Genomic DNA, 23260 nt, shown 5'->3' on the forward strand with positions numbered 1-23260 from the left:
CTATTTCGGCCCTCTGGGGATGATCCGCAAGCGGGCATTGCCGTCAAGCGTAACAGTGCGTTCCTCAAGGTTGGCGCGCAGCTTGTTGGCGCTGAAAATCCCCTGCTGGACGGTGCCGGTCGCAGCACCGCCGCTTTCGAGCGTGCGCGCCTTCATGTCGATCGTCGCGTTGGTAGTCTTCAGGTCGTAGCCGCCCGCCGCGGTGGCGTTGAGCGGACCGAACAGCTGCACCTTCTCGGTGTCCATGTCGTAGCGGCCGGTGTTCGCCTTGATGTTGGCGGGGCCGTCGGTGAGCTGGATTTGTGCCGCGAGATAGTTGAGCTGGACGATCGGCTCGGCCGAGCTCTTCTGGATCGCGGACTTCGCGTCGAGGGTGAAGGACTGGCCCTTGCTGTCCTCGCCGCGATAGCGTGCCGCCTGGATCTTCATCCGCTCCTGCGCGACGTCGACCTTGTTCTTGTCGAGCAGGAACGACACGTCGCCGCCCGCGGTCAGCGGCGCCATCACCAGGAACGCCGCCAGCACGCCGATCGCGGTCGGCAGCGCGACGCGGGCGATCGCCACGAAGCGATCGTGGCTGCCGCCGGGCGCGGCCCAGTCCTGTCGCGCGGTGCGGGCGCGACGAGCGATCGGGGAGGGCGGCGGCATCTGGGTCATGCGTGGGCGAAGATGTCGATTTCGGGCCAGCCGGCGAGATCGAGCGCGGCGCGGGTCGGCAGGAAGTCGAAGCAGGCCTGTGCCAGCTCCATCCGGCCTTCGCGAATCAGGCGCTTGTCGAGTTCGGTGCGCAACCGGTGGAGAAAGCGCACGTCGGACGCGGCATAATCCTTCTGCGCGTCGGACAGTTCGGGGCTGCCCCAGTCGGAGGATTGCTGCTGCTTCGAGATATCCTGGCCGAGCAGTTCGCGGACCAGCTCCTTCAGGCCGTGGCGATCGGTGTAGGTCCGCACCAGCCGCGACGCGATCTTGGTGCAATAGACCGGCGCGGCGACGACGCCGAGATAATGCTGGACCGCAGCGATATCGAATCGGCCGAAATGATAGAGCTTTACGCGTGCCGGGTCGGCCAGCAGCGCCTTCAGATTTGGTGCGTCGTAGCCGGCACCGGCGGCGAATCGGACGAGGTGTTCGTCGGGGCCGCCATCCGAGAGCTGGACGAGGCACAGCCGGTCGCGCGGGGTGATGAGCCCCATCGTCTCGGTATCGACGGCGATCGCGGCGCCGGCCGCGAACAGATCGGCGGGGATGTCGCCTTCGTGGAGATAAACTGTCATGCCGGGCGCCGTAGCCGCCTGCGGCTGAACGCTCAATGGCCGTAAGGGCAGCCACGCGCGGAATCGGGCGATAAGATGGCGTTTGCGGTGCCGGTGCGACGAGTCGTGGCTCGGGAGCGACACTTGCATCAGTATCGGTCCTTATCGCGGCCCGATACGTCAGAATCTATTCGCGACGGCTTGTATTTTGCGCTAAGGGTCCCCTCAAGGCGCAAAAGGTTTCGCGCTGGAAAACCTGCGTTCGTCGTCCGGCACAAGGGTTTTGAGAAATTTGCGGGCGAACCGGGAAGACGAACAGAGCTTATGGGTTTCGATAAAGGTGGCCGCGGGAACCGTGGCGGGCGTGGCCGCGACAAGCGCGACAGCTTCGGCGGCGGCGACAACGAGTTCGGCGGCGGCAGCAGCTTTGGTGGCGGCGGCGACCGGTTCGGCGGCGGCGGCGGCAGCAGCTATGGCGGCGGCGGCGGTGGTTCGAGTTACGGTGGCGGCGGTGGCAGCAGCTACGGCGGCGGCAGCAGCTTCGGTGGCGGCAGCGGCGGCGGCGGCGGTGGTTACCGCGGCGGCGGCGGTGGCGGCGGCTTCTCGGGCGGTGGCGGCGGCGGCGGTGGTCGCGGCATGCCTCCCCAGGTCGTCGGCGAAGGCACCGGCGTCGTAAAGTTCTTCAACGCGCAGAAGGGCTTCGGCTTCGTCGTTCGCGATGACGGCGGCGAGGACGTGTTCGTCCACATCAGCGCAGTCGAGCAGGCCGGCATGGTCGCGCTCGCCGAGGGTCAGCCGCTCGGCTTCACGCTCGTCGACCGCGGTGGCCGTATCTCGGCAACCGACCTGAAGATCGACGGCGAGCCGATGGCCGTCACCGATCGCGGCCCGCCGCGTGACCGTGACGCCGGCCCGGGCGCGCCCCGTGGTGGCGACCGTGACGGTGGTGCAGGTGGCGCACAGCGTCAGCTCACCGGCGAGAAGGCGACCGGTACGGTCAAGTTCTTCAACGCGATGAAGGGCTTCGGCTTCATTCAGCGCGACGACGGACAGCCTGACGCATTCGTCCACATCTCGGCCGTGGAACGCGCCGGCATGGCGACGCTGAACGAGGGCGACAAGCTCGAGTTCGAGCTCGAGGTCGATCGTCGCGGCAAGTACGCAGCGGTGAACCTGAGCGCAGGCGGCTGATCCAGCTGACTGGTCCGACCGTGTTCGGTAGGATGACGATTGCGGCCGGTCTCGCTTTGGCGGGGCCGGCCGTTCTCGTTTCATCGTCTGTGGTGCGGGCGGGGCAGGTGGCTGCGCCGGCCGCGCGCGAGCCGACTCGCGTGCCGGTGTTCCCGGCGACGATCGTCGCGCGCTATCCACACGATCGCACCGCGTTCACCGAGGGGCTGCTGTGGCACGACGGCGCGCTGTACGAGAGTACGGGGCAGGAGCGGCAATCCGACGTCCGCCGGGTGTCGCTCAAGGACGGCAAGATCCTGGCGAAGGCGCGAATCGATCCGGCGCAGTTCGGCGAAGGCCTCGCGCTGTGGAAGGACGAGCTGGTCAGCCTGACCTGGCATGACGGTATCGCGCATCGCTGGGACGTCCGCACGCTGAAGTCCAAGGGGCAGAACCGGTACACCGGTGAGGGCTGGGGGCTGACGAGCGACGGCGTGTCGCTGCTCCAGTCCGATGGCAGTTCCGACATCATTTTCCGCGATCCGCTGACGCTGGCGGAGCGTCGCCGCGTGGCGGTGACGATCGACGGGCGGCCGCTGCGGGACATCAACGAACTCGAATATGTCGACGGCGCGCTGCTGGCGAACGTGTGGCATACGGGGTTCTTGGTCCGCATCGATCCGAAGACCGGCAAGGTGGTTGCGGTGATTGATCTGCGCCCGCTGGTTGCGGAGATCGCGGCTACCGACCGGGAGGCGGTGCTCAATGGTATTGCGTGGGATGCGAAGGCGGACCGGTTGTTCGTGACGGGCAAATACTGGCCGACGCTGTTCGAGATAAAGATTGGGGCCGCGCCGCAGTAAGCCGCTCCGTCACGCTATCCGGTACCCTCTCTCTTGTTCTCCCGCGGAGGCGGGAGCCCAGGCTGGACTCCCGCCTTCGCGGGAGAACAGGGTGGCATCGTTCCAGCCTTCACTTGCTCATTCTGTCATCGTGACGAAAGTCAGGGCCCAGAGTTACGAACGCCTACACTCTTGACCCTGGGTCCTGACTTTCGTCAGGATGACGGAAGGGGGGCGATGGAGTTTTGGGGGGCTTTGAAAAGCCGCCGCTGGAATTAGTCCTAGCGATCGCTCTGCGCCCTAATTTCCAGTGTCAGCGCGCCCAGCCCCTGGAGCCACCCCACGGATCGCGGCAAGCACATGCGCCAGCAACCCGTCCGCATCGTGGCGGATGTTGTGGCCGCCTGGCATTCCGACCTTGCGCACGTTCGGGATCGTCAGCAGCGGGCACAGGCTGTCGGTTTCCTCGACGCCGTAGATGCACGTCAGCGGCGCCCAGGTCAGGCGGTTGCCGGTCGTCGCCCCCATGCTGTCCGGCGTTCCGTGATCGTAAAGAAGCCCGGACGGATCGGCGCGGTAGAAGACCGTGTTTCCCGGCAGGATCAACACGATCGCCGCGACCCGCGCGCGCAACGACGGAGGCAGGTCCGCCAGCCCGGTCTGGACTATGTCGGCGCCATAGGACTGGCCCATCACGACGATCCGCTTCGCACCGGTCCGGGCCAGTGCCGTTCGAATGCCGTCCGCGACGATCGCATCCAGCTCGTCGCGCGTGCGGGTGCTCGCGAACAAGGCTGGCGTCGTGATCCCGACGACCCGGATTCCGTGCTGCGTCAGTCCCCGCGAGGTCGACGCGCCGAGCAGGAACCGCAGCCCCATGTCGCCCGAGAAATTGACGACCGCGACCGACGGTGCTGCCGACGACTGGACGCCGATAGCCGGATACACATGCACCGGATCGCGATCGAAATAGCCCGCGAGATAGACGAACAGCACGACGATCGCAGAGAGAATGCCCGTCACCCACGCGCCGCGCCGCCAGCGTCGTGCCGCTGCGGTGCGGGGGTGTTTCGAACTGTTCACCGGACCATCCTTACGCGTGGCAGGATCGCGCGTGATAGCCCGACTACGCCGTGTGGTTCGATGACGCGCGGATTACGTAATCATTCTCTTGAGCGTCTCGATCCGGTCCGCCTCCGCCGCGGGCTTGTCGGTCCTGATCCGCGCGATCCGTGGGAAGCGCATCGCGACGCCCGATTTGTGCCGCTTCGAATCGTGGAGCGAATCGAACGCGATCTCCAGCACCAGCGTCTTCTCCACCTCGCGCACCGGGCCGAACCGGTTCTGCGTATGGTTGCGGACGAAGCTGTCGAGCATTTTCAGCTCTTCGTCGGTGATCCCGGAATAGGCCTTGCCGACGGGCAGCAGTTCGCCGTCCTCGGTCCAGCAGCCGAAGGTATAGTCCGAATAATAGGACGAGCGGCGCCCGGAGCCGCGTTGCGCGTACATCATCACGCAGTCGGCGGTCAGCGGATCGCGCTTCCATTTGTACCAGAGCCCCGCGCGTCGTCCGCCGACATAGGGCGAGTCGCGGCGCTTGAGCATGACGCCTTCGATCGCGGCATCGCGCGAGGTGGCGCGGATCGCTTCCAGCGCGGTGAAGTCCTCCGCCTCGATCACCGCGCTCAGATCGAACCGCTCGGGATCGAGTTGCGGCACGAACGCCTCGAGCCGCTTGCGCCGCTCGGTCCAGGGCAACGCCCGCAGATCCTCCTGACCGTCGAGCAACAGGTCGTAGAGCCGGACGAACGCGGGATACTCGGCCAGCATCTTCGCCGACACGGTCTTGCGCCCGAGCCTCTGCTGGAGCGCGTTGAAGCTGGCCGCGCCGCCGCCGTCCTCCAGCGTGCCGCCCTGATGCTCGCCCTTCACCAGCAACTCGCCGTCGACCGTGCCCGGCGTGCGGAACGCGGCGGCGATCTCGGGAAAGCTGCCCGTCACGTCGTCGCCGGTGCGGCTGTAGAGGCGCGTTTCGCCCGCGACATGGACGATCTGCACACGGATGCCGTCCCATTTCCACTCGGCGGCATAGTCGGTGAGATCGACGCGGAGGTCTTCGAGGCCGTGGGCGAGCATGAACGGCCGGAACACGGGTACGTCGGCGGGGGTCGGCTGCGCGCCCGTGCCCTCCGCCCACGCGAACAGGCTGGCATAGGGCGCGTCGAGCCCGTGCCAGACTTCTTCGACCGCATCGACGTCGAGACCGAACGCGTCCGCCAGCGCGGTCTTCGCCAGCCGCGCCGACACACCGATCCGCAGCGCGCCCGTCGCCATCTTGAGCAGCGCGAACCGCTCTTCGGCATCCGACCTGCCGAGCATGTCCGCCAGTGCGCCGGGAGCATCGGCGCGCGACAACGCTGCGAGCCGCTCGACGACGTCGGTTATCGACAGGGGTGTGGGATCGACCGGAACCGTCGGCTCTGGCCAGAGCAGCGCCACCGTCTCCGCGGTATCGCCGACATAATCACGGCTCATCCGGAACAGCACCGGATCGACGCGTTCCTCGATCAGCCCGCGGATCACCGCCGACTTCACGCCCTTGAGATCGAGATCGCCGGTCAGTGCCGCCATCGCCCAGCCGCGGTCGGGGTCGGGCGTCGCGCGCAGGTAATCCGCGATGAGCTTCAGCTTCGCGTTGCGCGACCGGGTGTAGGTGAGCGAGTCGAGCAGGGCGGCGAAAGCGTGCATCGTCGTTCAACGCACGGGAAGCCGCCGCCGCTCCCCGCGCCCCTTCACCGCGCCGATCTTCACCGCGCCGATCTTCACCGCGCCGATCTTCACCGCGCCCATCTTCACCGGGTGCGCGTGTAGCTGAAAAGAACCTCGCGCGGCGCCTTGCCGTCGATCCGTACCCAGACGTCGATGCGGTTGGGCCCGAGTCGGCGCATCGTCAGTCCATCGAAATGGACCGCATCCTTCTCCATCGCGACGAGCGGGAAGCTCTCAGGTTTACCCGTCTTGTCTTCCCAGCCGGTCAGGTCGGCGTTGAAATGACGCAGGCGATAGGCCAGCGATCTGCCGACGGGGACGATCTGGATCAGTTCGTAAAAGGCGACCTCGCCCTTTTGCGTCTGCGTAAAATGTCCCGTGATCTGACCGGCTTCGGGCGCTGCATAGACCTCGGTGGCATCGCCGCCGAGGCCGGGCCCGTGCCAGCTTCCCTCCAGCCATGCGAGCGAGTCAATGCTCGCGGCCGGCGGTGCGATTCCGGGGGCGGCGGACCGCGTCTCGTCGGGAACGGCAGCGAGGGACGAGGCCGGCAATGCGGCGACCGCGAGGATCGTGATCCAGAAATGCATATAGCCTCCACCGTTTCCGGCAGAGGCTACATGATTGGCGCCGCTTGGCGAGTCGCGAGCGGTATGCGCGTCAGTCGATCGCGTTCTTAATCCCCTTGCCGGCGAGCAGGCCGAGCACGAGGAAGATCACGAACAGCGCGATCGCGATAAAGAACAGGACCTTGGCGATGCCGATGAACGCGCCGCCGATGCCGCCGAAACCGAGCAGCGCAAGAACGGCGCCGATGACGAGAAAGGTGATTGCGAGCTTCAGCATGGCGGCCTCCAGTTTTCAGTAAGGTCTCTCAACCGGCCCGGCGACTGGATTGTTCCTCGGCTGTAACGATCAGGCCTTGCGGCTGGCCTCGAACAGGAACCATGCGCGTTCTTCCGCGTGGTCGGTCCATTCGTCGACGATGCCGCTGGTGGCGTTGTCCTTGGCGGCGTCGGCTGCGTCCTTGACGATGCGGAACTGCTCGACGAGCTTCAAATTGTCCTCGCGCAGTTCGGCGAGCATCTCGGTCGGGCCGACGAACGCCATGTCGTTGTCGGCGATCGTCTGGTGCCGCGAGATATCGCCGATCGAGCGCAGCGTCGTGTTGCCCGTCTTCCGCACGCGCTCGGCGATCGCGTCGGTCACGCCGATGATCTGAGCGGACTGGTCGTCGAGCAGCAAATGGTAATCGCGGAAATGCGGCCCCGACATGTGCCAGTGGAAATTCTTGGTCTTGAGATACAGCGCGTAGCAATCGGCGAGCGCGGCGTTCAGCGCGTCGGCGACCGACTTGGTGCTGTTGCTCGGCAGGTCGGTGGGCGTGTCGAGGGCGGGGTTGATGTCGGCCATGTCTAGCTCCGGTTGAAAAGTCGTTGCGTGAACGATCCGAACGCCGAATTGCTCCGCCCGCTAACCAATCTCCCGCTAGACCAATCGCCCCTAGACCAATCGCAGGGCACCGAGCGCGAGGACGACGCCGACTATCAGGAACACGATGGTGATCGCGATGCGCAGCGGCCTGAGCGGAGTTTCAGCCGTGCAGCCTCGCCCATCAGCGCGGCGGGGACGATCGCGACCAGCGAACCAATGGTCGCGCCGATCGCGGCGCTTCGGGCGGTCAGGTCGGCTTTCACCGCGATCATGTCGTCGATTCGTACTGCCTGGCCCGCGATCCCGCTCGCATTTATCCGACGGTAGAATGCGCTTATGGTCGTGAATAGCGGGTTAAATGATGCGTCCTGCCGCGTGTCGAAGGCGTAAAGCTTGACTTCGTCGCGCGCGTCCGCCATGCGCCGCCCCTGATGGAGCGGCGGCGTCAGTTCGCCGCTTTCGCATTTTCAAGCCATAGGAATTGGGCTCATGGCCAAGCCGACCACCGTAAAGATCAAGCTGCTCAGCACCGCTGACACCGGCTTCTTCTACGTCACCAAGAAGAATCCCCGTACGAAGACGGAGAAGCTCTCCTTCTCGAAGTACGATCCCGTCGTGCGCAAGCATGTCGAGTTCAAGGAAGCCAAGATCAAGTAATCGGGTTGGCGGTGTAAGCTGCCGATTGATTGCGAAGATCCGAAAAGCCGCGGATAGCGATATCCGCGGCTTTTGGCGTTCCGCCCCGGATCGGGCTGGATCAGACCAGCGCCCCTACCGCGTCCATGAACCGCGCCAGGCTGATCGGCTTCGACACGTATGAATCAGCGCCCGCAGCCCGGATCCGCTCCTCGTCCTCGCGCCCGGCATAGGCGGTCACGGCCATCACCGGGATCGCCTGCAAGTCCTCGTCGACCTTCAGTTCGAGGATGATCTCGTAGCCGGTGACGTGCGGCATCTGAATGTCCATGATGATCAGGTCGGGCACGAATTCCCGAGCGCGTGCAACGGCTTCGCGGCCATCGCGCACGGGTTCGACGGCGAACTGATGCGCGCGCAACAGGTCGCAGAATAGTTTGAGGTTGAGTTCGTTGTCCTCGACAACGAGCACCTTCTTTGCCACCGATCCACCTTATTCGGAAAGAAGGCACGATAGGCAATGCGCGACCGCGATTCAAACGAAGACGCCGAAGCGCTCGCCCTGCGCGCTCTGGTATGGACCCTGGTCGAGCCCGATCGGGCGATGCGGCTGTTGTCGGTGACCGGCCTTGAGCCGCATGACTTGCGCGCCAGGGCGAGCGACCCGACGGTGCTGTCCGCCGCGCTCGGGTTCCTTGAGAACCACGAGCCGGACCTGATCGCGTGTGCCGAATCGCTCGGCGTGAAGCCCGAGTCACTAGTCCGCGCGCGTATGGAGTTGGAAGCATGAGGCCGCTGCTGATCAGCGATTGCGACGAGGTGCTGTTGCACATGGTCAAGCATTTCGGCGTGTGGCTCGACGAGCGTCACGATATCGACTTCGCGATCCAGCACGGCGATTTCTCGACCGCGATGACGCGACGCGATGGCAGCCCGCCGCCCTCGCGCGAGGATATGTGGGCGATGCTGGGTGAGTTCTTTCCCGGCGAGATGCACCGCCAGACGCTGGTGCCGCATGCGGTCGAGGCGCTGGAGCGGCTGGCTGAGGTGGCGGACATCGTCATCCTCACCAACCTTCAGGACGCGTGCCGCCAACCGCGGATCGAACAGCTCGCCAAGTTCGGCATCGCCCACCGGGTGGAGTGCAACCAGGGCGGCAAGGGTACGCCGGTGTCTCGGCTGGTCGAGGAATATGGCTCGCCGGTGACGGTGTTCGTCGACGATCTGGCGGTGCATCACGAGTCGGTCGCGAAGCACGCGCCGGGGGTGCACCGGTTGCACATGGTCTCCGAGCCGACGTTGGCGGTGAACGTGCCGAAGGCGCCTGAGGCGCATGCGCGGATCGACGACTGGCGCGAGGCGGCCGACTGGATTTCCGCACGGTTCGAGGCGGGTTTGCCGGCGGACGTTTGAGTCGGTCGGTTTGCCATGAGCACAACGGTCTCCCATCCCTGGAAGGGAGGGGTTGGGGGTGGGTTGGTTAGCTTTGGTCGCAACGGTCCTCATAATGCGGAAGCCGACCCACCCCCGGCCCCTCCCTTTCAGGGAGGGGGGAAGGAGCTGGCGGGGTGGCGAGTCACTTGACCCGTCCCCCGCCGCTGTGGTGATACCTTCCCCATGACCGATCGTATCGACCGCAAGCTCGAAGAGCTGGGCCTCACCCTTCCGCAGGCTGCCGCACCCGTGGCGGCCTATGTCCCGACCGTGCTGGCGAACGGCATGCTCCACATCTCGGGTCAGTTGCCGTTCAAGGACGGTCAGCTGGTCACCGGCCGCGTCGGAGACGGCGTTTCGCTGGAAGACGCGCAGGAGGCGGCCAAGCTGTGCGCGCTGATGCTGGTCGCGCAGATGAAGGCGGCGCTTGGCACGCTCGGCCGCGTCGAGCGGATCGTGAAGCTCGGCGTGTTCGTCAATTCGACCGGCGATTTTACCGACCAGCCCAAGGTCGCGAACGGCGCATCGGACCTGATGGTCGCGCTGTTCGGCGATGTCGGCAAGCATGCGCGCTCGGCGGTCGGCGTTCCCGTTCTCCCGCTGGGGGCAGCTGTCGAGATCGACGCGATCGTGCAGGTTTCTGCCTGATCTTGTTCTCCCGCGGAGGCGGGAGGCCAGGGTACCAAGCGCAGCCCTTGTGGTCCTGGGCTCCCGCGTTCGCGGGAGAACATCGTATGGGACGGGCGGCTGTTTTCCTTCGAGATAAGCTGACGCGGCCTTTGCTATCGGCGGCTTACCACCCCAAATGTTGCGGATGAACGCCGTCACCGCTCGCATCGCCCAAGGCGTCTCCTCGATCGCGGCCGAGGATTGGGAGGCGTGTTCCGGCACGGCTAACCCGTTCGTCGGCCACGCCTTCCTGTCCGCGCTCGAAGCGTCGAAAAGCGTCGGTGGCCGGTCGGGCTGGCAAGCCCTACCCGTCGTGGTCGATGGCCCCGACGGCAAGCCGGCGGGAATCGCGCCCGCCTATGCGAAGAGCCACAGCCAGGGCGAATACGTGTTCGACCAGGGCTGGGCGGACGCGTGGGAGCGGGCGGGGGGGCAATATTACCCGAAGCTCCAGATCGCCGCACCGTTCAGCCCGGTGCCCGGCCCACGCCTGCTGCTCCGCGACCGCGATCAGGCGCCTGCGCTGATCGCCGCGCTGGAGGCGGTGACCGACCAGAGCGGGTTGTCCTCCGCGCATGCGACCTTCATCGACCCCGACGAGGTGGCGCTGTTCGAGGCCGCGGGATGGCTGATCCGGCAGGGCACGCAGTTCCATTGGAAGAATGACGGCTATGCCAGCTTCGACGATTTCCTGGCCGTGCTCGCCAGCCGCAAGCGGAAGGCGATCCGCAAGGAGCGCGCCGCCGCAGTCGAGGGGCTGACGATCCGCCACCTTTGCGGCGCCGAGATCACGTCCGAGCATTGGGATGCGTTCTGGGTGTTCTACCAGGACACCGGTGCCCGCAAATGGGGTCAGCCCTACCTTACGCGCAGCTTCTTCGACCGGATCGGCGAGACGATGGGCGACCGCGTCCTGCTTATCTTTGCCGAGCGCGACGGCGTCCCGATCGCGGGCGCACTCAACCTGATCGGCGATGACACGCTCTACGGCCGCTATTGGGGGGCGACGGAGGAGGTGCCGTTCCTCCATTTCGAACTCTGCTATTACCAGGCGATCGACGCCGCCATCGCGCGCGGGCTGAAGACCGTCGAGGCGGGGGCGCAGGGCGAACACAAGCTCGCGCGGGGGTATGCGCCGGTCGCTACCTACTCGGCGCACTATATCCCCGACCCGAGCTTCCGCCGCGCGATCGCCGACTATCTCGTCCGCGAACGCGAAGCCGTCGCCGAGCAGCAGGAGTATCTTGGCGAGCTTACTCCGTTCCGGCGGGGCGAGCAGCAGCAGCCCGGTTGACGCGGTAGAGCAGGCTGGTGCCGTCGCGCCGGATCAGCGTCAGGTCGCGGACCAGCGCGGAATCGAACTTCGGCGGGTGGATCAGCCAGACATAGTCGAACGCATCGCGTGGGAATTTCTCCAGCGCCACCCCGATCGGTCGCCAGAACTGGCCACGGCACTTGATGTCGCTGACGATCTCCGACGGATCATGCGCAAAGCCCTTCGCCGCCGGATATTGCGTCGTCATCAACTGCGCGCCGGCCATCGACCACTGATCGTTGGTGAAGGCCAGCCGCCGCTCCAGCAGAAGTGCAGGCACATGCTCGAGCCGCGAATAGGCCCAGTCGTCGCGACAGCGCCGCCCGACGAACGACACGACGCGCGACCGCTCCGGCACCGTATCGATCGCGGCGATCGCCTGATCATAGCTACGATCGTACATCAGGTAGCTGACGGTCGTCCCCGCCAGCCGCACGCCGAAGAACGCAAAGCCCAGCACCGCGAGCACGGCGGCGCCGCGCAGCGACAGCCCATGACGCGGTCGCAGCGCGATCACCGCGATCCCCAGCATGAACGGCGCGAGCCGCATGTCGGCATAGGCCGAACCGAACACGATCCGTGGCAGCAGGATATACACGATCGCGAGGAACAGCGCCGACAGGCTCAGGTTGCGCGAATATTCGATCGTCTGGTCGCGCACGCCGCGGAACAGGATCACGAACAACACGGTGACCGACGCGATGTCGAACGTCATCCAGCGATCGCGCAGGACCATCGTGATCCAGTTCATCTTCCAGCGCCAGTTGAACCAGTCCTGCGTCTTGCCGCCGACATGATCGCCCGATCGCCAGACCACCATCATCACCATCGGCAGCGCGAGCGGCAGGCAGTTCAGCCCCGCCTGGATGCACGCCCGGAACCAGCCATGTGCCCAGCTCTTGGGATCGCTGTCGCGGCGGATGTCGTGCTGGCGGATCAGCTCGGCGGAGAAGGCCAGTACGCCCAGCACGCCCCAGCCGAACGTATGGCACAGCCACAACAGGCACGAGACGGGCACGAAGATTGCCGTCCGCAACCGCAGCCGATCGAGCCGCCCCATCCGCAGCCAAAGCGCGAACAGGTTGAGCGCGAGCGCCATGCCGAGCGCGAAATTCACGAATCCAAACTGGAACGGATAGCTGTAGGCGAGGGGGAGTGCGAACAACGCGGTCGCGGGGATCCGCCCGTGCACCTCGCGCGCGATCCAGAGCAGCCCGGTCACCGTCAGTGCCGGGATCGTCATGACGATCAGCTTCACCGCCAGCTGCAACCCGAAGATCGGCGCGAGCGGCACGATCAGCAGGTCGATGCCGAGGTTGCCGATCATCTGCCAGCGGAAGTTATACCACTGGGAAAGCCAGGGATTGTCGGCGATCGCCAGCTGGACGCGGTACCGACCCATATGCCCGGGCAGGTCGACCAGCGGCGGGATCTCCGGCCACAGCAGCGGTATGATCGACGCGATCGCGACGGCGGCAACGAATGCGCGCGTCTGCCACCAATGCAGCTTTTCCCCCTGAGTAATCATATCGTCGAACCCTAGGGGCGGGTGGGCGCACTAGACAAGTGCGCGCACGACGAGTTGACGATCTTCCTGGTAAACTTCGTTATCGAAACGGCAGTTCGACAGGGTGACGATTACCGGTAGCGCCTATTGATCACGCCGCCCCAGCAAGCGCAGCCGCAGCGCGTTCAGCTTGATAAAGCCGGCCGCATCGCGCTGGTCGTAGGCGCCCTGATCGTCCTCGAACGTCACGACCTTCTCCGAGTAAAGCGAGTTCGGCGACTTCCGGCCGACCACGTACACGCCGCCCTTGTAGAGCTTCAGGCGGACGGTGCCCGAGACCTTCTCCTGGCTGTGATCGATCGCGGCCTGCAGCATCTCGCGCTCGGGCGAGAACCAGAAGCCGTTGTAGATCAGCTCGGCATAGCGCGGCGCCAGCTCGTCCTTCAGATGCGCGGCGCCGCGATCGAGCGTCAGCTGCTCGATGCCGCGGTGCGCGAGGTGATAGATCGTGCCGCCCGGCGTCTCGTACATGCCGCGGCTCTTCATGCCGACGAAGCGGTTCTCGACCAGGTCGAGGCGGCCGATGCCGTGACGGCGGCCATATTCGTTGAGCGTCGACAGCACAGTGGCCGGGCTCATGCCCTCGCCGTTGATCGCGACGCCGTCGCCGCGTTCGAAATCGATCGTGATGTATTCAGGGGTATCGGGCGCGTCCTCGGGGTTTACCGTGCGCGAATAGACATAGTCGGGGACCTCGTCCCACGGGTTCTCGAGCACGAGGCCTTCGCTCGACGTGTGCAGCATGTTCGCATCGGTCGAGAACGGCGCCTGGCCGCGCTTGTCCTTGCTGACCGGGATCTGGTGCTGCTCGGCGAACTCGATCAGCTTGGTGCGGCTGGTGAGATCCCATTCGCGCCACGGTGCGATGACCTTGATATCGGGCGACAGCGCGTAATAGCCGAGCTCGAAGCGGACCTGGTCGTTGCCCTTGCCGGTCGCGCCATGGCTGACCGCGTCGGCGCCGACCATCTTGGCGATCTCGATCTGGCGCTTGGCGATCAACGGCCGCGCGATCGACGTGCCGAGCAGGTACAGCCCCTCGTACAGCGCGTTCGACCGCATCATCGGGAACACGTAGTCGCGGACGAACTCCTCGCGCAGATCGTCGACGAAGATGTGCTCGGGCTTGACGCCCATCATCTCGGCCTTGGCGCGCGCGGGCTCGAGTTCCTCGCCCTGGCCGAGATCGGCGGTGAAGGTGACGACCTCGCAATTATACGTCTGCTGGAGCCATTTCAGGATCACGCTCGTGTCCAGGCCACCGGAATAGGCCAATACGACCCGATTGATGCCGGCGTCGCCGGCGGGACGATTGATCTGATCGGTCACGGCAGAATCCTTCGGGCAATATCCAATGCCCGCGCCCCTATGCGCTAGGGGGCGTCCATGCAACCGGCGCCTGCAACTATGGCGTTAATGGCGCGTACAACCGAACCGGTCTATCCGCCGCCCAAATCCTCTGGAGTTACCGCACCGTGCTACGCCAAACGCTTACCGTTCTCGCCCTTGCCGGCCTTGCGACCCCGGCGCTCGCGCAGGAAACCCGCGCGTCCGCTTCGGCCAAGTTCAAGTCGGAGTTCGCCGCGTCGGATACGAACAAAGACGGCGTCCTGACGCGCGCCGAAGTGCAGGCACGGATCGGCAACATGAAGGTCGGCGGGCAGGGGCGTCCGGACCCGGTCCACGCCAAGCGCCTCGCGGACCTGTGGTTCACCAGCGCGGACAAGAACAAGGACGGCAAGGTAACGCAGGCGGAGGCGCAGGCGCTGCTCGCGGCGACGTTCGCGAAGTACGACGCGAACAAGGACGGCAAGATCGGCGGCGACGAGCGCGCTGCGGCGAAGGCTGACGTGCAGGGGCCGCGCTGAGGCTTGGCAGTTCCCCTCGCTGGGAGGGAGGGGTTTAGGTGGGTTGGCTGTTTTGCTCGGGTCGTTGGTCCCAAGCGGCCGACCCACCCCCGGCCCCTCCCTTTCAGGGAGGGGGGCAGGTTAGCCCTTGCGTGAGGGCTGCTCGTCTTTCGATCATTTGGGTATGAGTCGGCGTCGGCGAGTGTGCTGCGACGAGGGTGATCGGGCAGGACCTGCGTCGAGTCACGACGGGTTCCCCTCGCTGGAAGGGAGGGGTTAGGGGTGGGTTGGCTTGTTTTGCTGGCGCTGCTGGTTCCAAGCGGCCGACCCACCCCCGGCCCCTCCCTTTCAGGGAGGGGGGCAGGTTAGCCCTTGCGTGAGGGCTGCTCGTCCTTCGATCGTTTGAGTATGAGTCGGTTTTGGCGAGCGCGTTGCGGGAAAGGCGGACGTGCAGGGGCCGCGTTACAACGCAACCGATCCCCCTCCCTGGAAGGGAGGGGTTAGGGGTGGGTCGGCCTGTTATGTGAGCGCCGCGTATTCCAAGCGGCCTACCCACCCCCAGCCCCTCCCTTTCAGGGAGGGGGGCAGGTCAGCCTTCGCGCAATGCCCGCTCGCCCTCGATCATGTAGTCGCGGGTTAGGGGGAGGGTCATGCGGCTTTTCGATAGCTGGATCTGGTAGTTGACCATGCCCCCGGTCCGGAACGCCGCGGCGGCGCCCGCGAGGTAGAAGGTCCACATGCGGTAGAATCGCTCGTCGTACAGCGCGACGATCGCATCCTTCGCGGCCACCGTGCGGTCGTACCATTGATCGATCGTCAGCGCATAATGGACTCGCAAGACTTCGATATCGGTCGGGAACATCCGCAGTCCCTCATACCCCTTCACGATCTCCGACAGGGCGGGGTTGTAGCCGCCCGGGAAGATATACTTGGTCGTGAAGGTGTCGGTGACGCCCGGCCCGCCCATCCGGCCGATCGTGTGGAGCAGCATCACGCCGTCCTCGGTCAGAAGGTCGCGGCATTTGCGGAAGAACGCCTTGTAGTGCGCCGGGCCGACATGTTCGAACATGCCGACCGAGACGATCCGGTCGAACGTCCCGGTCAGCGCGCGGTAGTCGATCAGCTCGAACTTCACCTTGTCGGCGACGCCTGTTTCCTCGGCGCGACGGCGGGCGACTTTCAACTGTTCCTCGGAGAGGGTGACCCCGAGCACTTCGGCGCCGGTCTTTGCGTGCAGGTACAGCGCCATGCCGCCCCAGCCGCAGCCGATATCGAGCACGCGCATGCCTGGCTGGATCGCGAGCTTGGCGGCGATGTGCGCCTTCTTGTCCGATTGCGCCTGCTCCAGGCTGTTGCCGGCATCGGTGAAGTACGCGCAGGAATATTGCCGGTCCGCGTCGAGGAAGAGGTCGTACAGCCGGTCCGACAGGTCATAGTGATGCGCGACGTTCTTCTTCGAGCGGCGCGCCATGTTCACCCGGTCGACGCGGTGGACGACCTTGTCGAGCAGCTTGATCGGCAGCGATGGATTGAGCCCGCCGCCACGCTCCCACGGGCTGTTGCCCTTGAGCAGGTTGACCAGATCGCGGATGTCGCCGCGCTCGATCACGAGGCGGCCGTCCATGAACGCCTCGGCCGCGCCGAGCGCTGGGTGGCGGACGATCGCGCCCGCCACGCCGGGCTGGGTCAGTCGGATCGTGACCGGGTTATAGGCGGGGTCGGGCTTGCCGAAATGCTTGGTCGTGCCGTCCGCATGGATGAGCGTGAGTTCGCCGGTTTTAACCTGCCGGGCCAGGAAACGATCGAAAAGAGCCATGCGCGTTAGCTAATGACTGGTACGGAATTGCGCTACCCCTAGGGCGCGGCTCAGATCCCCGCGTACCAGTCATAATCGACGTTATCCTCCCAATAGCCGCCCTTGCCCTTGCCGATCCCGGCGAGGCTGGCGACCGCGTCGATCGCCATGACGTATTTCGCGTGCTTGTAGCCGAGTTGCCGCTCGACGCGCAGCCGGACGGGGGCGCCGTGCGCGACGTCGAGCACCCGGTCGTTGAGCGCCCAGGCGAGGATCGTCTGCGGGTGGAACGCGTCTACCAGGTCGATCGACTCGTAATAGGGCGTGCCGCGATACAGGTCGGCGCAGGTGAAGACGATGTAGCGCGCGGTGCTCTGCAACCCGGCGGCGGTCAGCAGCGCGCCGAGCTTTGGCCCCTGCCATTTGCCGATCGCGCTCCAGCCCTCGACGCAATCGTGGCGCGTGATTTGAGTGCGTGCGGGCATCCGGCGGAGTTGGGGCAGGGCGACGGACAGCGGCCGGTCGACCAGTCCGCCGACCTTCAGCCGGTAATCCGCGAAGTTGTTCGCGACCATCGCAGTGTATCCGGGCGTACCCGGATCGCGCGTGCCGTTCGAGCGGAAGATCGGCGACATCTGTGCCGGCGTGAACTCGGGTGCGAGCGCGTTGCGGTTGGTCAGCGCGCGTTGCAGCCCGCGATTCATGTCCTCGCCCATGAACAGGATCTTCCGCGCCGCCGGGTTCTGGATGACCTTGTCGCAGCCGGTGAGCAGCGCGCCGGCACCGATCGTGGCGCCGGCGACGAGGGCGCGGCGGGTGATAAGCGAACTCATGCGACGTCCTCTTCGGCATGGGCGGGGACGGCCCAGCGCCCGGTGATCATCGATCGCACCTCGTTCCAGGTGCCCGCCAGGATGACCAGCGCCATGTGGACGACGATGAACAGCACCAGCCCGGTCGCGGCGATGAAGTGGATCGAGCGCGCCGACTGCCGTCCGCCGAAAATCTCGAGCAGCCACGGCCATGCCGCATCCATATTCGGCGACATGGCGAGCCCGGTCAGGATCATCACCGGGATCAGCACGAAGATCGTCGCCACGTAGGACAGCTTCTGGAGGATGTTATACGCGCCCGGCCGCTTCGGATCGTGGAAGCGGAAGGCGAGATGCTCCTTCACGTCGTGCGCGACCTCCCGCGGGGACAGCTCGGCGGCGCGCACGCGGAGGTCGCGGTGGAAATGGCGGTTGATCAGGCTGACGATCATGAAGCCGAGCAGCGCGAACGAGAGCACGAGCGCGAACAACAGATGCCAGCGCCGCGAGATCGCGAGGTTATAGCTCGCCGGGATCGTCAGCAGGTTGAGCAGCGTCACCAACCAGCTCGGCCACTGGTCTAGCGTGGTCCACGCGGTGTCGAAATTCGCGCCGTACCGCCCCCAATACAGCCGCGGGTGCGCCTTCAGAATGCCGATCCCGCTGCCGATCATGATGAACATCGCCACCACCGTCACCCAGTGCCAGACGCGGGTCGCCAGCCGGTGGCGCTTGATCGTTACGGGGGGAGAGGGATCGTTCATGCTCGGTCTTCGCTCTAGCCAGTCGAACCTGAACCTAGCAGGGATACGCGCATGACCGAATGGCATTCTTACGAACCCGCGAACGGCCACCGCCTGCCGCACGATCCCCTCAACGCGATCGTCGCGCCGCGACCGATCGGCTGGGTCAGCACCGTCTCCGCCGACGGCGTGGCGAACCTCGCGCCGTACAGCTTCTTCAACCTGTTCAACTACACCCCGCCGATCATCGGCTTCTCGTCGATGGGGTGGAAGGACAGCGTCGCCAATATCGAGGCGACCGGCGAGTTCGTCTGGAACCTGGTGTCCCGCGACCTGAGCGAGGCGATGAACACGACCGCCGCGAACGTTGCCGCCGATGTCGACGAGTTCGCACTGGCGGGACTCGAGATGGCCGCCTCGACCCAGGTGAAGCCGGCGCGCGTCGCGGCCAGCCGCGCGCAGTTCGAGTGCAAGCTGACGCAGTTGATCCGACTCGAGACGAAGGAGCGCCGCGAGCTCGATCAGTGGCTGGTGCTCGGGGAAGCGGTCGCGATCCACATCGACTCGGCGATGCTGGAGGACGGCGTGTACCAGACGGCGCGTGCGCAACCGATCCTGCGCGGCGGTGGCCCCGCGGATTACTTTGCGATCACAGAGGATTCCTTGTTCAAGATGCGCCGGCCGGGCTGATAGAGGGGTGATGTTGCGGCGCAGCATTTGCCGCCGCTCAGCCACTCACGAAAGCGATACCCCATGAAACCTGTCGATACGCGCATGGCGCTGCTCGCGCTCGCCGTCGGCGGGTTCGCGATCGGCACCACCGAGTTCGCCGCGATGAGCCTGTTGCCGCAGTTCGCGAGGGGACTCGGGATAGACGAGCCGACCGCGGGGCATGTCATCAGCGCCTATGCGCTCGGCGTCGTCGTCGGTGCACCGACGATCGCGGTGCTGGCGGCGAAGATCGAGCGGCGGGTGTTGCTGATCGGGTTGATGACGTTTCTGGGGATCGCCAACGGGCTGTCCGCGCTCGCGCCGACCTATCATCTGATGCTGCTGGCCCGGTTCCTCAGTGGATTGCCGCATGGCGCGTATTTCGGGGTCGGGTCGCTGGTCGCGGCGTCGATGGTCCCGCATGAGAAGCGGTCGCGGGCGGTGTCGCGGATGATGCTGGGGCTGACGATCGCGACGATTGCCGGGGTGCCGCTCGCCAACGGCCTCGGCCAGTGGTTCGGTTGGCGCTGGGGGTTCGGGGTCGTCGCGATCATCGCCGCGGCGACGGTGGCGATGCTGTTCCGCTTCGCACCGGTGCTGCGGCCTGCGAAGGATGCCAGCCCGCTCGGCGAACTCGCGGCGCTGCGCAACGGGCAGGTCTGGCTGACGCTCGCGATCGGCGCGATCGGCTTTGGCGGGATCTTCTGCGTCTACACCTACCTCGCTTCGACACTGACCGACGTTACCGGCGTGTCGTCCGCCTTCACCCCCGTCGCGTTCGCGCTGTTCGGCGTCGGCCTGACGATCGGCACGTTGGTTTGCGCGAAGGCGGCGGACGTGGCGCTGATGCCGGCGGCGGGGATCACGTTGCTGTTCGGGGCGGGGGCACTCGCGCTCTACGCGCCGGCGACGTCGAATCTCTGGACCATGTTGCCGGTGGTGGTGCTGATCGGCTGTGGGGGAGGGCTGTCGACGATTCTCCAGACGCGGCTCATGGATATCGCGGAGGAGGCGCAGACCTTGGCCGCGGCGCTGAATCACTCGGCGTTCAATACGGCCAATGCGCTTGGGCCCTGGCTCGGCGGGCTGGCGATCGCGGGCGGGTATGGGCTGCCGTCGACCGGGTGGGTCGGGACGGCGCTGGCGCTTGGCGGGTTTGCGATCTGGGCGCTGTCTTGGTGGTTGGATCGTCGGCGGGTTTGAACTGCTTCTGTGGTCTCGCGCGGAAGGGGGGAGAACAGGGTTACTAGCGCTGGCGTTGGTGGCTCCTGGACCCCCGCCTTCGCGGGGGAACGGTTTTTGCGGGGCGTTCTCGAAGCTACTTGGCTAACCACCACCCCGGCGGGGGCCGGGGCCCAATTGGGGGGGGGGGCTGTGGTAACCTTGGGTGGCGCTTCGTTACTACGACCTTGCCAATTGGGCCCCGGCCTTCGCCGGGGTGGGGCTTGTGGGGGTGATGCTAGTGGCAGCTAGTGGGGGGTGCTCGCACCCCCCCGAACGCTCAGCGTGCGATGTCGCGTTTGGCTAGTTGCTTGTTCAGCCCCAACGCGATCAGCGTGAACACCGCGCCTGAGAACAGGTAAGCGCCGCTTGCTGCCAGCCCGAGCTTGCTCGACAGCAGCAGGGCGGCCAGCGGGGCGAAGCCGGCGCCGAAGAGCCAGGCGAGATCGGTCGTCAGGGCCGAACCGGTGTAGCGGTGCTGCGGCGAGAGGCTTGACGCCACGGCGCCCGACGACTGGCCGAACGACAGGCCGAACAGCAGGAAGCCGATGCCCATGAACAAGCGCTCGCCCGAGTCGCCGCCATCGAGCAGCGACGGTGCGGCGATCGCGAACAGGGCGATCAGGACGGCGATGGTGCCGAGCATCGTCCGGCGCCCGAACCGATCCGCGAGCAGCCCCGATACCAGGGTCGCACCGAGACCGATGACCGCGCCGACCATCTCGACGACCAGGAAGCGACCCGGCGCCTCACGCGTGTACAGCACGATCCACGACAACGGGAACACCGTGACCATGTGGAACAGCGCGAAGCTTGCAAGCGGCACGAACGAGCCGAGCCAGATCGCCTTCCACTCCGACTGGATCGTATCCACGACCGGCGCCGGCTGAAGCTCGCGCTTCTCGTACATGTCTTGGAATTCAGGGGTGACGACGAGGCGGAGGCGGGCGAACAGCGCGACGACGTTGATCGCGAACGCCACGAAGAACGGATAGCGCCAGCCCCAGGCGAAGAAGTCCTCGGTCGGCAATGCCGCGACGAAGAACGCGAACAGGCCACTTGCGACCAGCAGGCCGAACGGCGCCCCGAGCTGTGGCAGCATCGCGTACCAGCCGCGATGCTTTTCGGGGGCGTTGAGCGACAGCAGGGACGCCAAACCGTCCCATGCGCCGCCGAGCGCGATACCCTGGCCGATACGCAGCAACGCGAGGATCGCGACCGACCAGTTGCCGACCGAATCATAGCTGGGGATAAACCCCATCGCGACGGTCGAGGTGCCGAGCAGGAACAGCGACATCGTCAGCTTGACGCTGCGCCCGTACGCGCGATCGACCGCGATGAAGATGATCGAGCCGATCGGGCGGGCGATGAACGCCAGCGCGAACACCGCGAACGAATAGATCGTGCCCTGCAACCGGTCGACATACGGGAAGACCAGCGTCGGGAACACGAGCACCGAGGCGATCGCGTACACGAAGAAGTCGAAGAATTCCGACGTCCGGCCGATCACGACGCCGATCGCGATCACGCCCGGCGAGACATGCTCGCCATCGCTGTGGATTTCGCGAACGTCGCTCTCGAAGCTCGTTTCTGGAACCGTGTCTGCAGTCATTCTTCAACTCGCTCTTGCAGGGACTTAGCCCGACGATACCCCGACGATACGCTGTTCCGACGGATGCGGGCAGGGGCAATCTATGCTACCCCGCGTAATGATAAAGCCATGCCGATGTTGCAGTGCAGCGCCCATTGGACAAATTGTCCACTGTAGTGCGGCGAAAGCTAGGCGTAGGGGGACGCAATGACCGTCGTGAAATCGCTTTCCCGCCTGAAATTATGGCTTACTGCCATGCCGTTGGCGCTGCTTACCAGTGGCTGCGACTGGGTCGTGATGTCCCCTTCGGGCGACATCGCGGTGCAGCAACGCGACCTGGTTCTCATCGCCACCGGGCTGATGCTGCTGATCATCGTGCCGGTGATCTGCGCGACGCTGTTCTTCGCCTATCACTATCGCCAGTCGAACAAGGCCGCCCGGTACGAGCCCAAATGGGATCACTCGGTCGGGCTGGAGCTGATGATCTGGGGTGCGCCCCTGCTGATCATCATCGCGCTCGGCGCGCTGACGTGGACGAGCACGCATCTGCTCGATCCGTATCGTCCGCTCGGCCGGATCAAGCCCGATACGCCGACGCTCGCGAACAACGTGCCGGTCGGCAATCTGGTCGACACGCAGCAGGCGGGCAACGGCGCGAACGGTGCGGGCAAGCCGCTCGAGGTGCAGGTCGTCGCGCTCGATTGGAAGTGGCTCTTCATCTATCCGGAATACGGCATCGCCACGGTCAACGAGCTTGCCGCGCCGGTCGATCGGCCGATCCGCTTCCAGTTGACCTCGTCGTCGGTGATGAATGCATTCTACATCCCTGCGCTTGCCGGCATGATCTACACGATGCCCGGCATGCAGACGACGCTGAACGCGGTCATCAACAAGCCCGGCAATTACGAGGGCTTCTCGTCCAACTATAGCGGCGCGGGCTTCTCGGGCATGCGCTTCCGCTTCCACGGCGTCGACGATGCGGGCTTCCAGGCCTGGGTCAACCAGGTCAAGCAGCGCGGCGGTGGTCTGAACCGTGCGAGCTATCTCCAACTGGAGAAGCCGAGCGAGAAGGTCCCGGTTCGCTATTACAATGCGGTCCAGCCCGACATGTTCAAGCTGGTCGTCGAGCAGTGCGTCCAGCCGGGCAAGCCTTGCATGTCCGAGCTGATGCACGGCGCAAAGGGGGGGGCTCACGGCGGCGACTCGCACAGCGGCATGGCGATGCCCGGCGTGAACAACGGCAAGGGCCCGCAGGATTCGTCCGAGCGTGTCGAAGGCGCCCTGATGAAGGATGCCGACGAGAAGGGCAGCGGCAACCACTGGACCGCGCCCGCCGACATAAAAAAGGACGGCGCCAATAGCGCGCCCGGCTCGCAGCAGAACCGCAATCACACGATGCTCACCCCACTCACACAGCCGGGCACGCGCCCCGTCGCGAACGGCTAGAGAAC

General features: G+C 65.6%; 26 protein-coding genes. 11 read left to right on the forward strand and 15 right to left on the reverse strand.

What is annotated here, in order from left to right:
- Together lptC and U1708_RS00565 are read right to left on the reverse strand one after the other, a co-directional pair.
- Complete coding sequence (gene lptC / locus U1708_RS00560) at positions 1–657, reverse strand: LPS export ABC transporter periplasmic protein LptC (RefSeq protein ID WP_332741683.1); 657 nt, start codon at positions 655–657, stop codon at positions 1–3.
- Entirely contained in the window at positions 654–1274 is a 621-nt protein-coding gene (locus U1708_RS00565; RefSeq protein ID WP_055881883.1) for a ribonuclease D, read from the reverse strand. Before U1708_RS00565 ends, lptC begins: the two co-directional genes overlap by 4 nt.
- Positions 1275–1577: 303 nt before the next feature.
- On the opposite strand from U1708_RS00565, the gene U1708_RS00570 reads away from it, so the two are divergent.
- Both U1708_RS00570 and U1708_RS00575 read left to right on the forward strand, forming a co-directional pair.
- A complete protein-coding gene (locus U1708_RS00570) occupies positions 1578–2444 on the forward strand; it encodes a cold-shock protein (protein WP_332741687.1) in 867 nt (288 codons plus the stop codon).
- A gap of 32 nt (positions 2445–2476) precedes the next feature.
- A complete protein-coding gene (locus U1708_RS00575) occupies positions 2477–3286 on the forward strand; it encodes a glutaminyl-peptide cyclotransferase (protein WP_332741689.1) in 810 nt (269 codons plus the stop codon).
- A 279-nt stretch (positions 3287–3565) separates the two neighbouring features.
- Here U1708_RS00575 and U1708_RS00580 read toward each other — a convergent pair whose 3' ends face one another.
- From U1708_RS00580 to U1708_RS00605, 6 genes are all read right to left on the reverse strand, one after another.
- A complete protein-coding gene (locus U1708_RS00580) occupies positions 3566–4348 on the reverse strand; it encodes an AcvB/VirJ family lysyl-phosphatidylglycerol hydrolase (protein ID WP_332741691.1) in 783 nt (260 codons plus the stop codon).
- Positions 4349–4420: 72 nt separating this feature from the next.
- Positions 4421–6013, reverse strand: coding sequence for a cisplatin damage response ATP-dependent DNA ligase (locus U1708_RS00585; protein WP_332741693.1), 1593 nt, complete (start codon positions 6011–6013; stop codon positions 4421–4423).
- A gap of 104 nt (positions 6014–6117) precedes the next feature.
- Entirely contained in the window at positions 6118–6624 is a 507-nt protein-coding gene (locus U1708_RS00590) for a DUF6265 family protein (protein WP_332741695.1), read from the reverse strand.
- Positions 6625–6694: 70 nt separating this feature from the next.
- Positions 6695–6880, reverse strand: coding sequence for a DUF1328 family protein (locus tag U1708_RS00595; RefSeq protein WP_248524602.1), 186 nt, complete (start codon positions 6878–6880; stop codon positions 6695–6697).
- A gap of 69 nt (positions 6881–6949) precedes the next feature.
- Positions 6950–7447, reverse strand: a complete 498-nt coding sequence (locus tag U1708_RS00600) for a Dps family protein (RefSeq protein ID WP_093398573.1) — start codon at positions 7445–7447, stop codon at positions 6950–6952.
- Between the two features lie 134 nt (positions 7448–7581).
- Positions 7582–7887: a hypothetical protein gene (locus tag U1708_RS00605; protein WP_332741703.1), complete on the reverse strand. Its 306-nt coding sequence runs from the start codon at positions 7885–7887 to the stop codon at positions 7582–7584.
- Between the two features lie 70 nt (positions 7888–7957).
- Between U1708_RS00605 and rpmG the strand changes: the two genes are divergently transcribed.
- Complete coding sequence (gene rpmG, locus U1708_RS00610) at positions 7958–8125, forward strand: 50S ribosomal protein L33 (protein ID WP_055881863.1); 168 nt, start codon at positions 7958–7960, stop codon at positions 8123–8125.
- Positions 8126–8225: 100 nt separating this feature from the next.
- Here the strand turns inward: rpmG and U1708_RS00615 are convergent, their stop codons facing one another.
- Positions 8226–8588 carry a response regulator gene (locus tag U1708_RS00615; protein WP_332741707.1) on the reverse strand — a complete coding sequence of 121 codons (363 nt, stop codon included), beginning with the start codon at positions 8586–8588 and terminating at the stop codon, positions 8226–8228.
- Between the two features lie 36 nt (positions 8589–8624).
- Here U1708_RS00615 and U1708_RS00620 point away from each other — a divergent pair, with 36 nt between their 5' ends.
- The 4 genes from U1708_RS00620 (at position 8625) to U1708_RS00635 (ending at position 11501) form a co-directional block, all read left to right on the forward strand.
- Complete coding sequence (locus U1708_RS00620) at positions 8625–8894, forward strand: DUF3572 domain-containing protein (RefSeq protein WP_332741709.1); 270 nt, start codon at positions 8625–8627, stop codon at positions 8892–8894.
- Positions 8891–9517 (forward strand): HAD family hydrolase, encoded by a 627-nt coding sequence (locus U1708_RS00625; protein ID WP_332741711.1) that lies wholly within the window; start codon positions 8891–8893, stop codon positions 9515–9517. The genes U1708_RS00620 and U1708_RS00625 overlap by 4 nt, the downstream gene beginning before the upstream one ends.
- A gap of 204 nt (positions 9518–9721) precedes the next feature.
- Positions 9722–10186 (forward strand): RidA family protein, encoded by a 465-nt coding sequence (locus U1708_RS00630; RefSeq protein WP_332741713.1) that lies wholly within the window; start codon positions 9722–9724, stop codon positions 10184–10186.
- A gap of 166 nt (positions 10187–10352) precedes the next feature.
- Complete coding sequence (locus U1708_RS00635) at positions 10353–11501, forward strand: GNAT family N-acetyltransferase (RefSeq protein ID WP_332741715.1); 1149 nt, start codon at positions 10353–10355, stop codon at positions 11499–11501.
- On the opposite strand, the gene U1708_RS00640 is transcribed toward U1708_RS00635, so the two are convergent.
- Positions 11461–13050, reverse strand: coding sequence for a hypothetical protein (locus U1708_RS00640; RefSeq protein ID WP_332741717.1), 1590 nt, complete (start codon positions 13048–13050; stop codon positions 11461–11463). The genes U1708_RS00635 and U1708_RS00640 overlap by 41 nt on opposite strands.
- A gap of 123 nt (positions 13051–13173) precedes the next feature.
- Entirely contained in the window at positions 13174–14418 is a 1245-nt protein-coding gene (locus U1708_RS00645) for an argininosuccinate synthase (protein ID WP_332741719.1), read from the reverse strand.
- Between the two features lie 146 nt (positions 14419–14564).
- Between U1708_RS00645 and U1708_RS00650 the strand changes: the two genes are divergently transcribed.
- Positions 14565–14957 (forward strand): EF-hand domain-containing protein, encoded by a 393-nt coding sequence (locus U1708_RS00650; RefSeq protein ID WP_332741721.1) that lies wholly within the window; start codon positions 14565–14567, stop codon positions 14955–14957.
- A 568-nt stretch (positions 14958–15525) separates the two neighbouring features.
- Here the strand turns inward: U1708_RS00650 and U1708_RS00655 are convergent.
- The 3 genes from U1708_RS00655 to U1708_RS00665 are packed head-to-tail and all read right to left on the reverse strand — an operon-like array spanning position 15526 to position 18307.
- A complete protein-coding gene (locus U1708_RS00655; RefSeq protein WP_332741723.1) occupies positions 15526–16752 on the reverse strand; it encodes a class I SAM-dependent methyltransferase in 1227 nt (408 codons plus the stop codon).
- A 50-nt stretch (positions 16753–16802) separates the two neighbouring features.
- Positions 16803–17564 (reverse strand): molybdopterin-dependent oxidoreductase, encoded by a 762-nt coding sequence (locus U1708_RS00660; protein WP_332741725.1) that lies wholly within the window; start codon positions 17562–17564, stop codon positions 16803–16805.
- Entirely contained in the window at positions 17561–18307 is a 747-nt protein-coding gene (locus U1708_RS00665) for a cytochrome b/b6 domain-containing protein (protein ID WP_332741727.1), read from the reverse strand. Before U1708_RS00665 ends, U1708_RS00660 begins: the two co-directional genes overlap by 4 nt.
- Before the next feature lie 51 nt (positions 18308–18358).
- Here U1708_RS00665 and U1708_RS00670 point away from each other — a divergent pair, with 51 nt between their 5' ends.
- Positions 18359–18976 carry a flavin reductase family protein gene (locus U1708_RS00670; RefSeq protein WP_332741729.1) on the forward strand — a complete coding sequence of 206 codons (618 nt, stop codon included), beginning with the start codon at positions 18359–18361 and terminating at the stop codon, positions 18974–18976.
- Positions 18977–19039: 63 nt separating this feature from the next.
- Positions 19040–20200: an MFS transporter gene (locus U1708_RS00675; RefSeq protein WP_332741731.1), complete on the forward strand. Its 1161-nt coding sequence runs from the start codon at positions 19040–19042 to the stop codon at positions 20198–20200.
- Between the two features lie 298 nt (positions 20201–20498).
- On the opposite strand, the gene U1708_RS00680 is transcribed toward U1708_RS00675, so the two are convergent.
- The gene (locus U1708_RS00680) at positions 20499–21830 is read right to left on the reverse strand and encodes an MFS transporter (protein WP_332741733.1); all 1332 of its coding nucleotides are present in this window, start codon (positions 21828–21830) and stop codon (positions 20499–20501) included.
- Between the two features lie 186 nt (positions 21831–22016).
- On the opposite strand from U1708_RS00680, the gene U1708_RS00685 reads away from it, so the two are divergent.
- Positions 22017–23255 (forward strand): ubiquinol oxidase subunit II, encoded by a 1239-nt coding sequence (locus U1708_RS00685; RefSeq protein ID WP_443029902.1) that lies wholly within the window; start codon positions 22017–22019, stop codon positions 23253–23255.
- Positions 23256–23260: the final 5 nt, after the last annotated feature.

Source organism: Sphingomonas arabinosi (assembly GCF_036663715.1).
Classification (GTDB): Bacteria; Pseudomonadota; Alphaproteobacteria; order Sphingomonadales; family Sphingomonadaceae; genus Sphingomonas.

Coding starts and splice junctions, on each gene's coding strand:
- lptC (WP_332741683.1), bottom strand. CDS start 657: ATGACCCAGATGCCGCCGCCCTCCCCGATCGCTCGTCGCGCCCGCACC.
- U1708_RS00565 (WP_055881883.1), bottom strand. CDS start 1,274: ATGACAGTTTATCTCCACGAAGGCGACATCCCCGCCGATCTGTTCGCG.
- U1708_RS00570 (WP_332741687.1), top strand. CDS start 1,578: ATGGGTTTCGATAAAGGTGGCCGCGGGAACCGTGGCGGGCGTGGCCGC.
- U1708_RS00575 (WP_332741689.1), top strand. CDS start 2,477: ATGACGATTGCGGCCGGTCTCGCTTTGGCGGGGCCGGCCGTTCTCGTT.
- U1708_RS00585 (WP_332741693.1), bottom strand. CDS start 6,013: ATGCACGCTTTCGCCGCCCTGCTCGACTCGCTCACCTACACCCGGTCG.
- U1708_RS00590 (WP_332741695.1), bottom strand. CDS start 6,624: ATGCATTTCTGGATCACGATCCTCGCGGTCGCCGCATTGCCGGCCTCG.
- U1708_RS00595 (WP_248524602.1), bottom strand. CDS start 6,880: ATGCTGAAGCTCGCAATCACCTTTCTCGTCATCGGCGCCGTTCTTGCG.
- U1708_RS00600 (WP_093398573.1), bottom strand. CDS start 7,447: ATGGCCGACATCAACCCCGCCCTCGACACGCCCACCGACCTGCCGAGC.
- U1708_RS00605 (WP_332741703.1), bottom strand. CDS start 7,887: ATGGCGGACGCGCGCGACGAAGTCAAGCTTTACGCCTTCGACACGCGG.
- rpmG (WP_055881863.1), top strand. CDS start 7,958: ATGGCCAAGCCGACCACCGTAAAGATCAAGCTGCTCAGCACCGCTGAC.
- U1708_RS00620 (WP_332741709.1), top strand. CDS start 8,625: ATGCGCGACCGCGATTCAAACGAAGACGCCGAAGCGCTCGCCCTGCGC.
- U1708_RS00625 (WP_332741711.1), top strand. CDS start 8,891: ATGAGGCCGCTGCTGATCAGCGATTGCGACGAGGTGCTGTTGCACATG.
- U1708_RS00630 (WP_332741713.1), top strand. CDS start 9,722: ATGACCGATCGTATCGACCGCAAGCTCGAAGAGCTGGGCCTCACCCTT.
- U1708_RS00635 (WP_332741715.1), top strand. CDS start 10,353: ATGAACGCCGTCACCGCTCGCATCGCCCAAGGCGTCTCCTCGATCGCG.
- U1708_RS00640 (WP_332741717.1), bottom strand. CDS start 13,050: ATGATTACTCAGGGGGAAAAGCTGCATTGGTGGCAGACGCGCGCATTC.
- U1708_RS00655 (WP_332741723.1), bottom strand. CDS start 16,752: ATGGCTCTTTTCGATCGTTTCCTGGCCCGGCAGGTTAAAACCGGCGAA.
- U1708_RS00660 (WP_332741725.1), bottom strand. CDS start 17,564: ATGAGTTCGCTTATCACCCGCCGCGCCCTCGTCGCCGGCGCCACGATC.
- U1708_RS00665 (WP_332741727.1), bottom strand. CDS start 18,307: ATGAACGATCCCTCTCCCCCCGTAACGATCAAGCGCCACCGGCTGGCG.
- U1708_RS00670 (WP_332741729.1), top strand. CDS start 18,359: ATGACCGAATGGCATTCTTACGAACCCGCGAACGGCCACCGCCTGCCG.
- U1708_RS00675 (WP_332741731.1), top strand. CDS start 19,040: ATGAAACCTGTCGATACGCGCATGGCGCTGCTCGCGCTCGCCGTCGGC.
- U1708_RS00680 (WP_332741733.1), bottom strand. CDS start 21,830: ATGACTGCAGACACGGTTCCAGAAACGAGCTTCGAGAGCGACGTTCGC.
- U1708_RS00685 (WP_443029902.1), top strand. CDS start 22,017: ATGACCGTCGTGAAATCGCTTTCCCGCCTGAAATTATGGCTTACTGCC.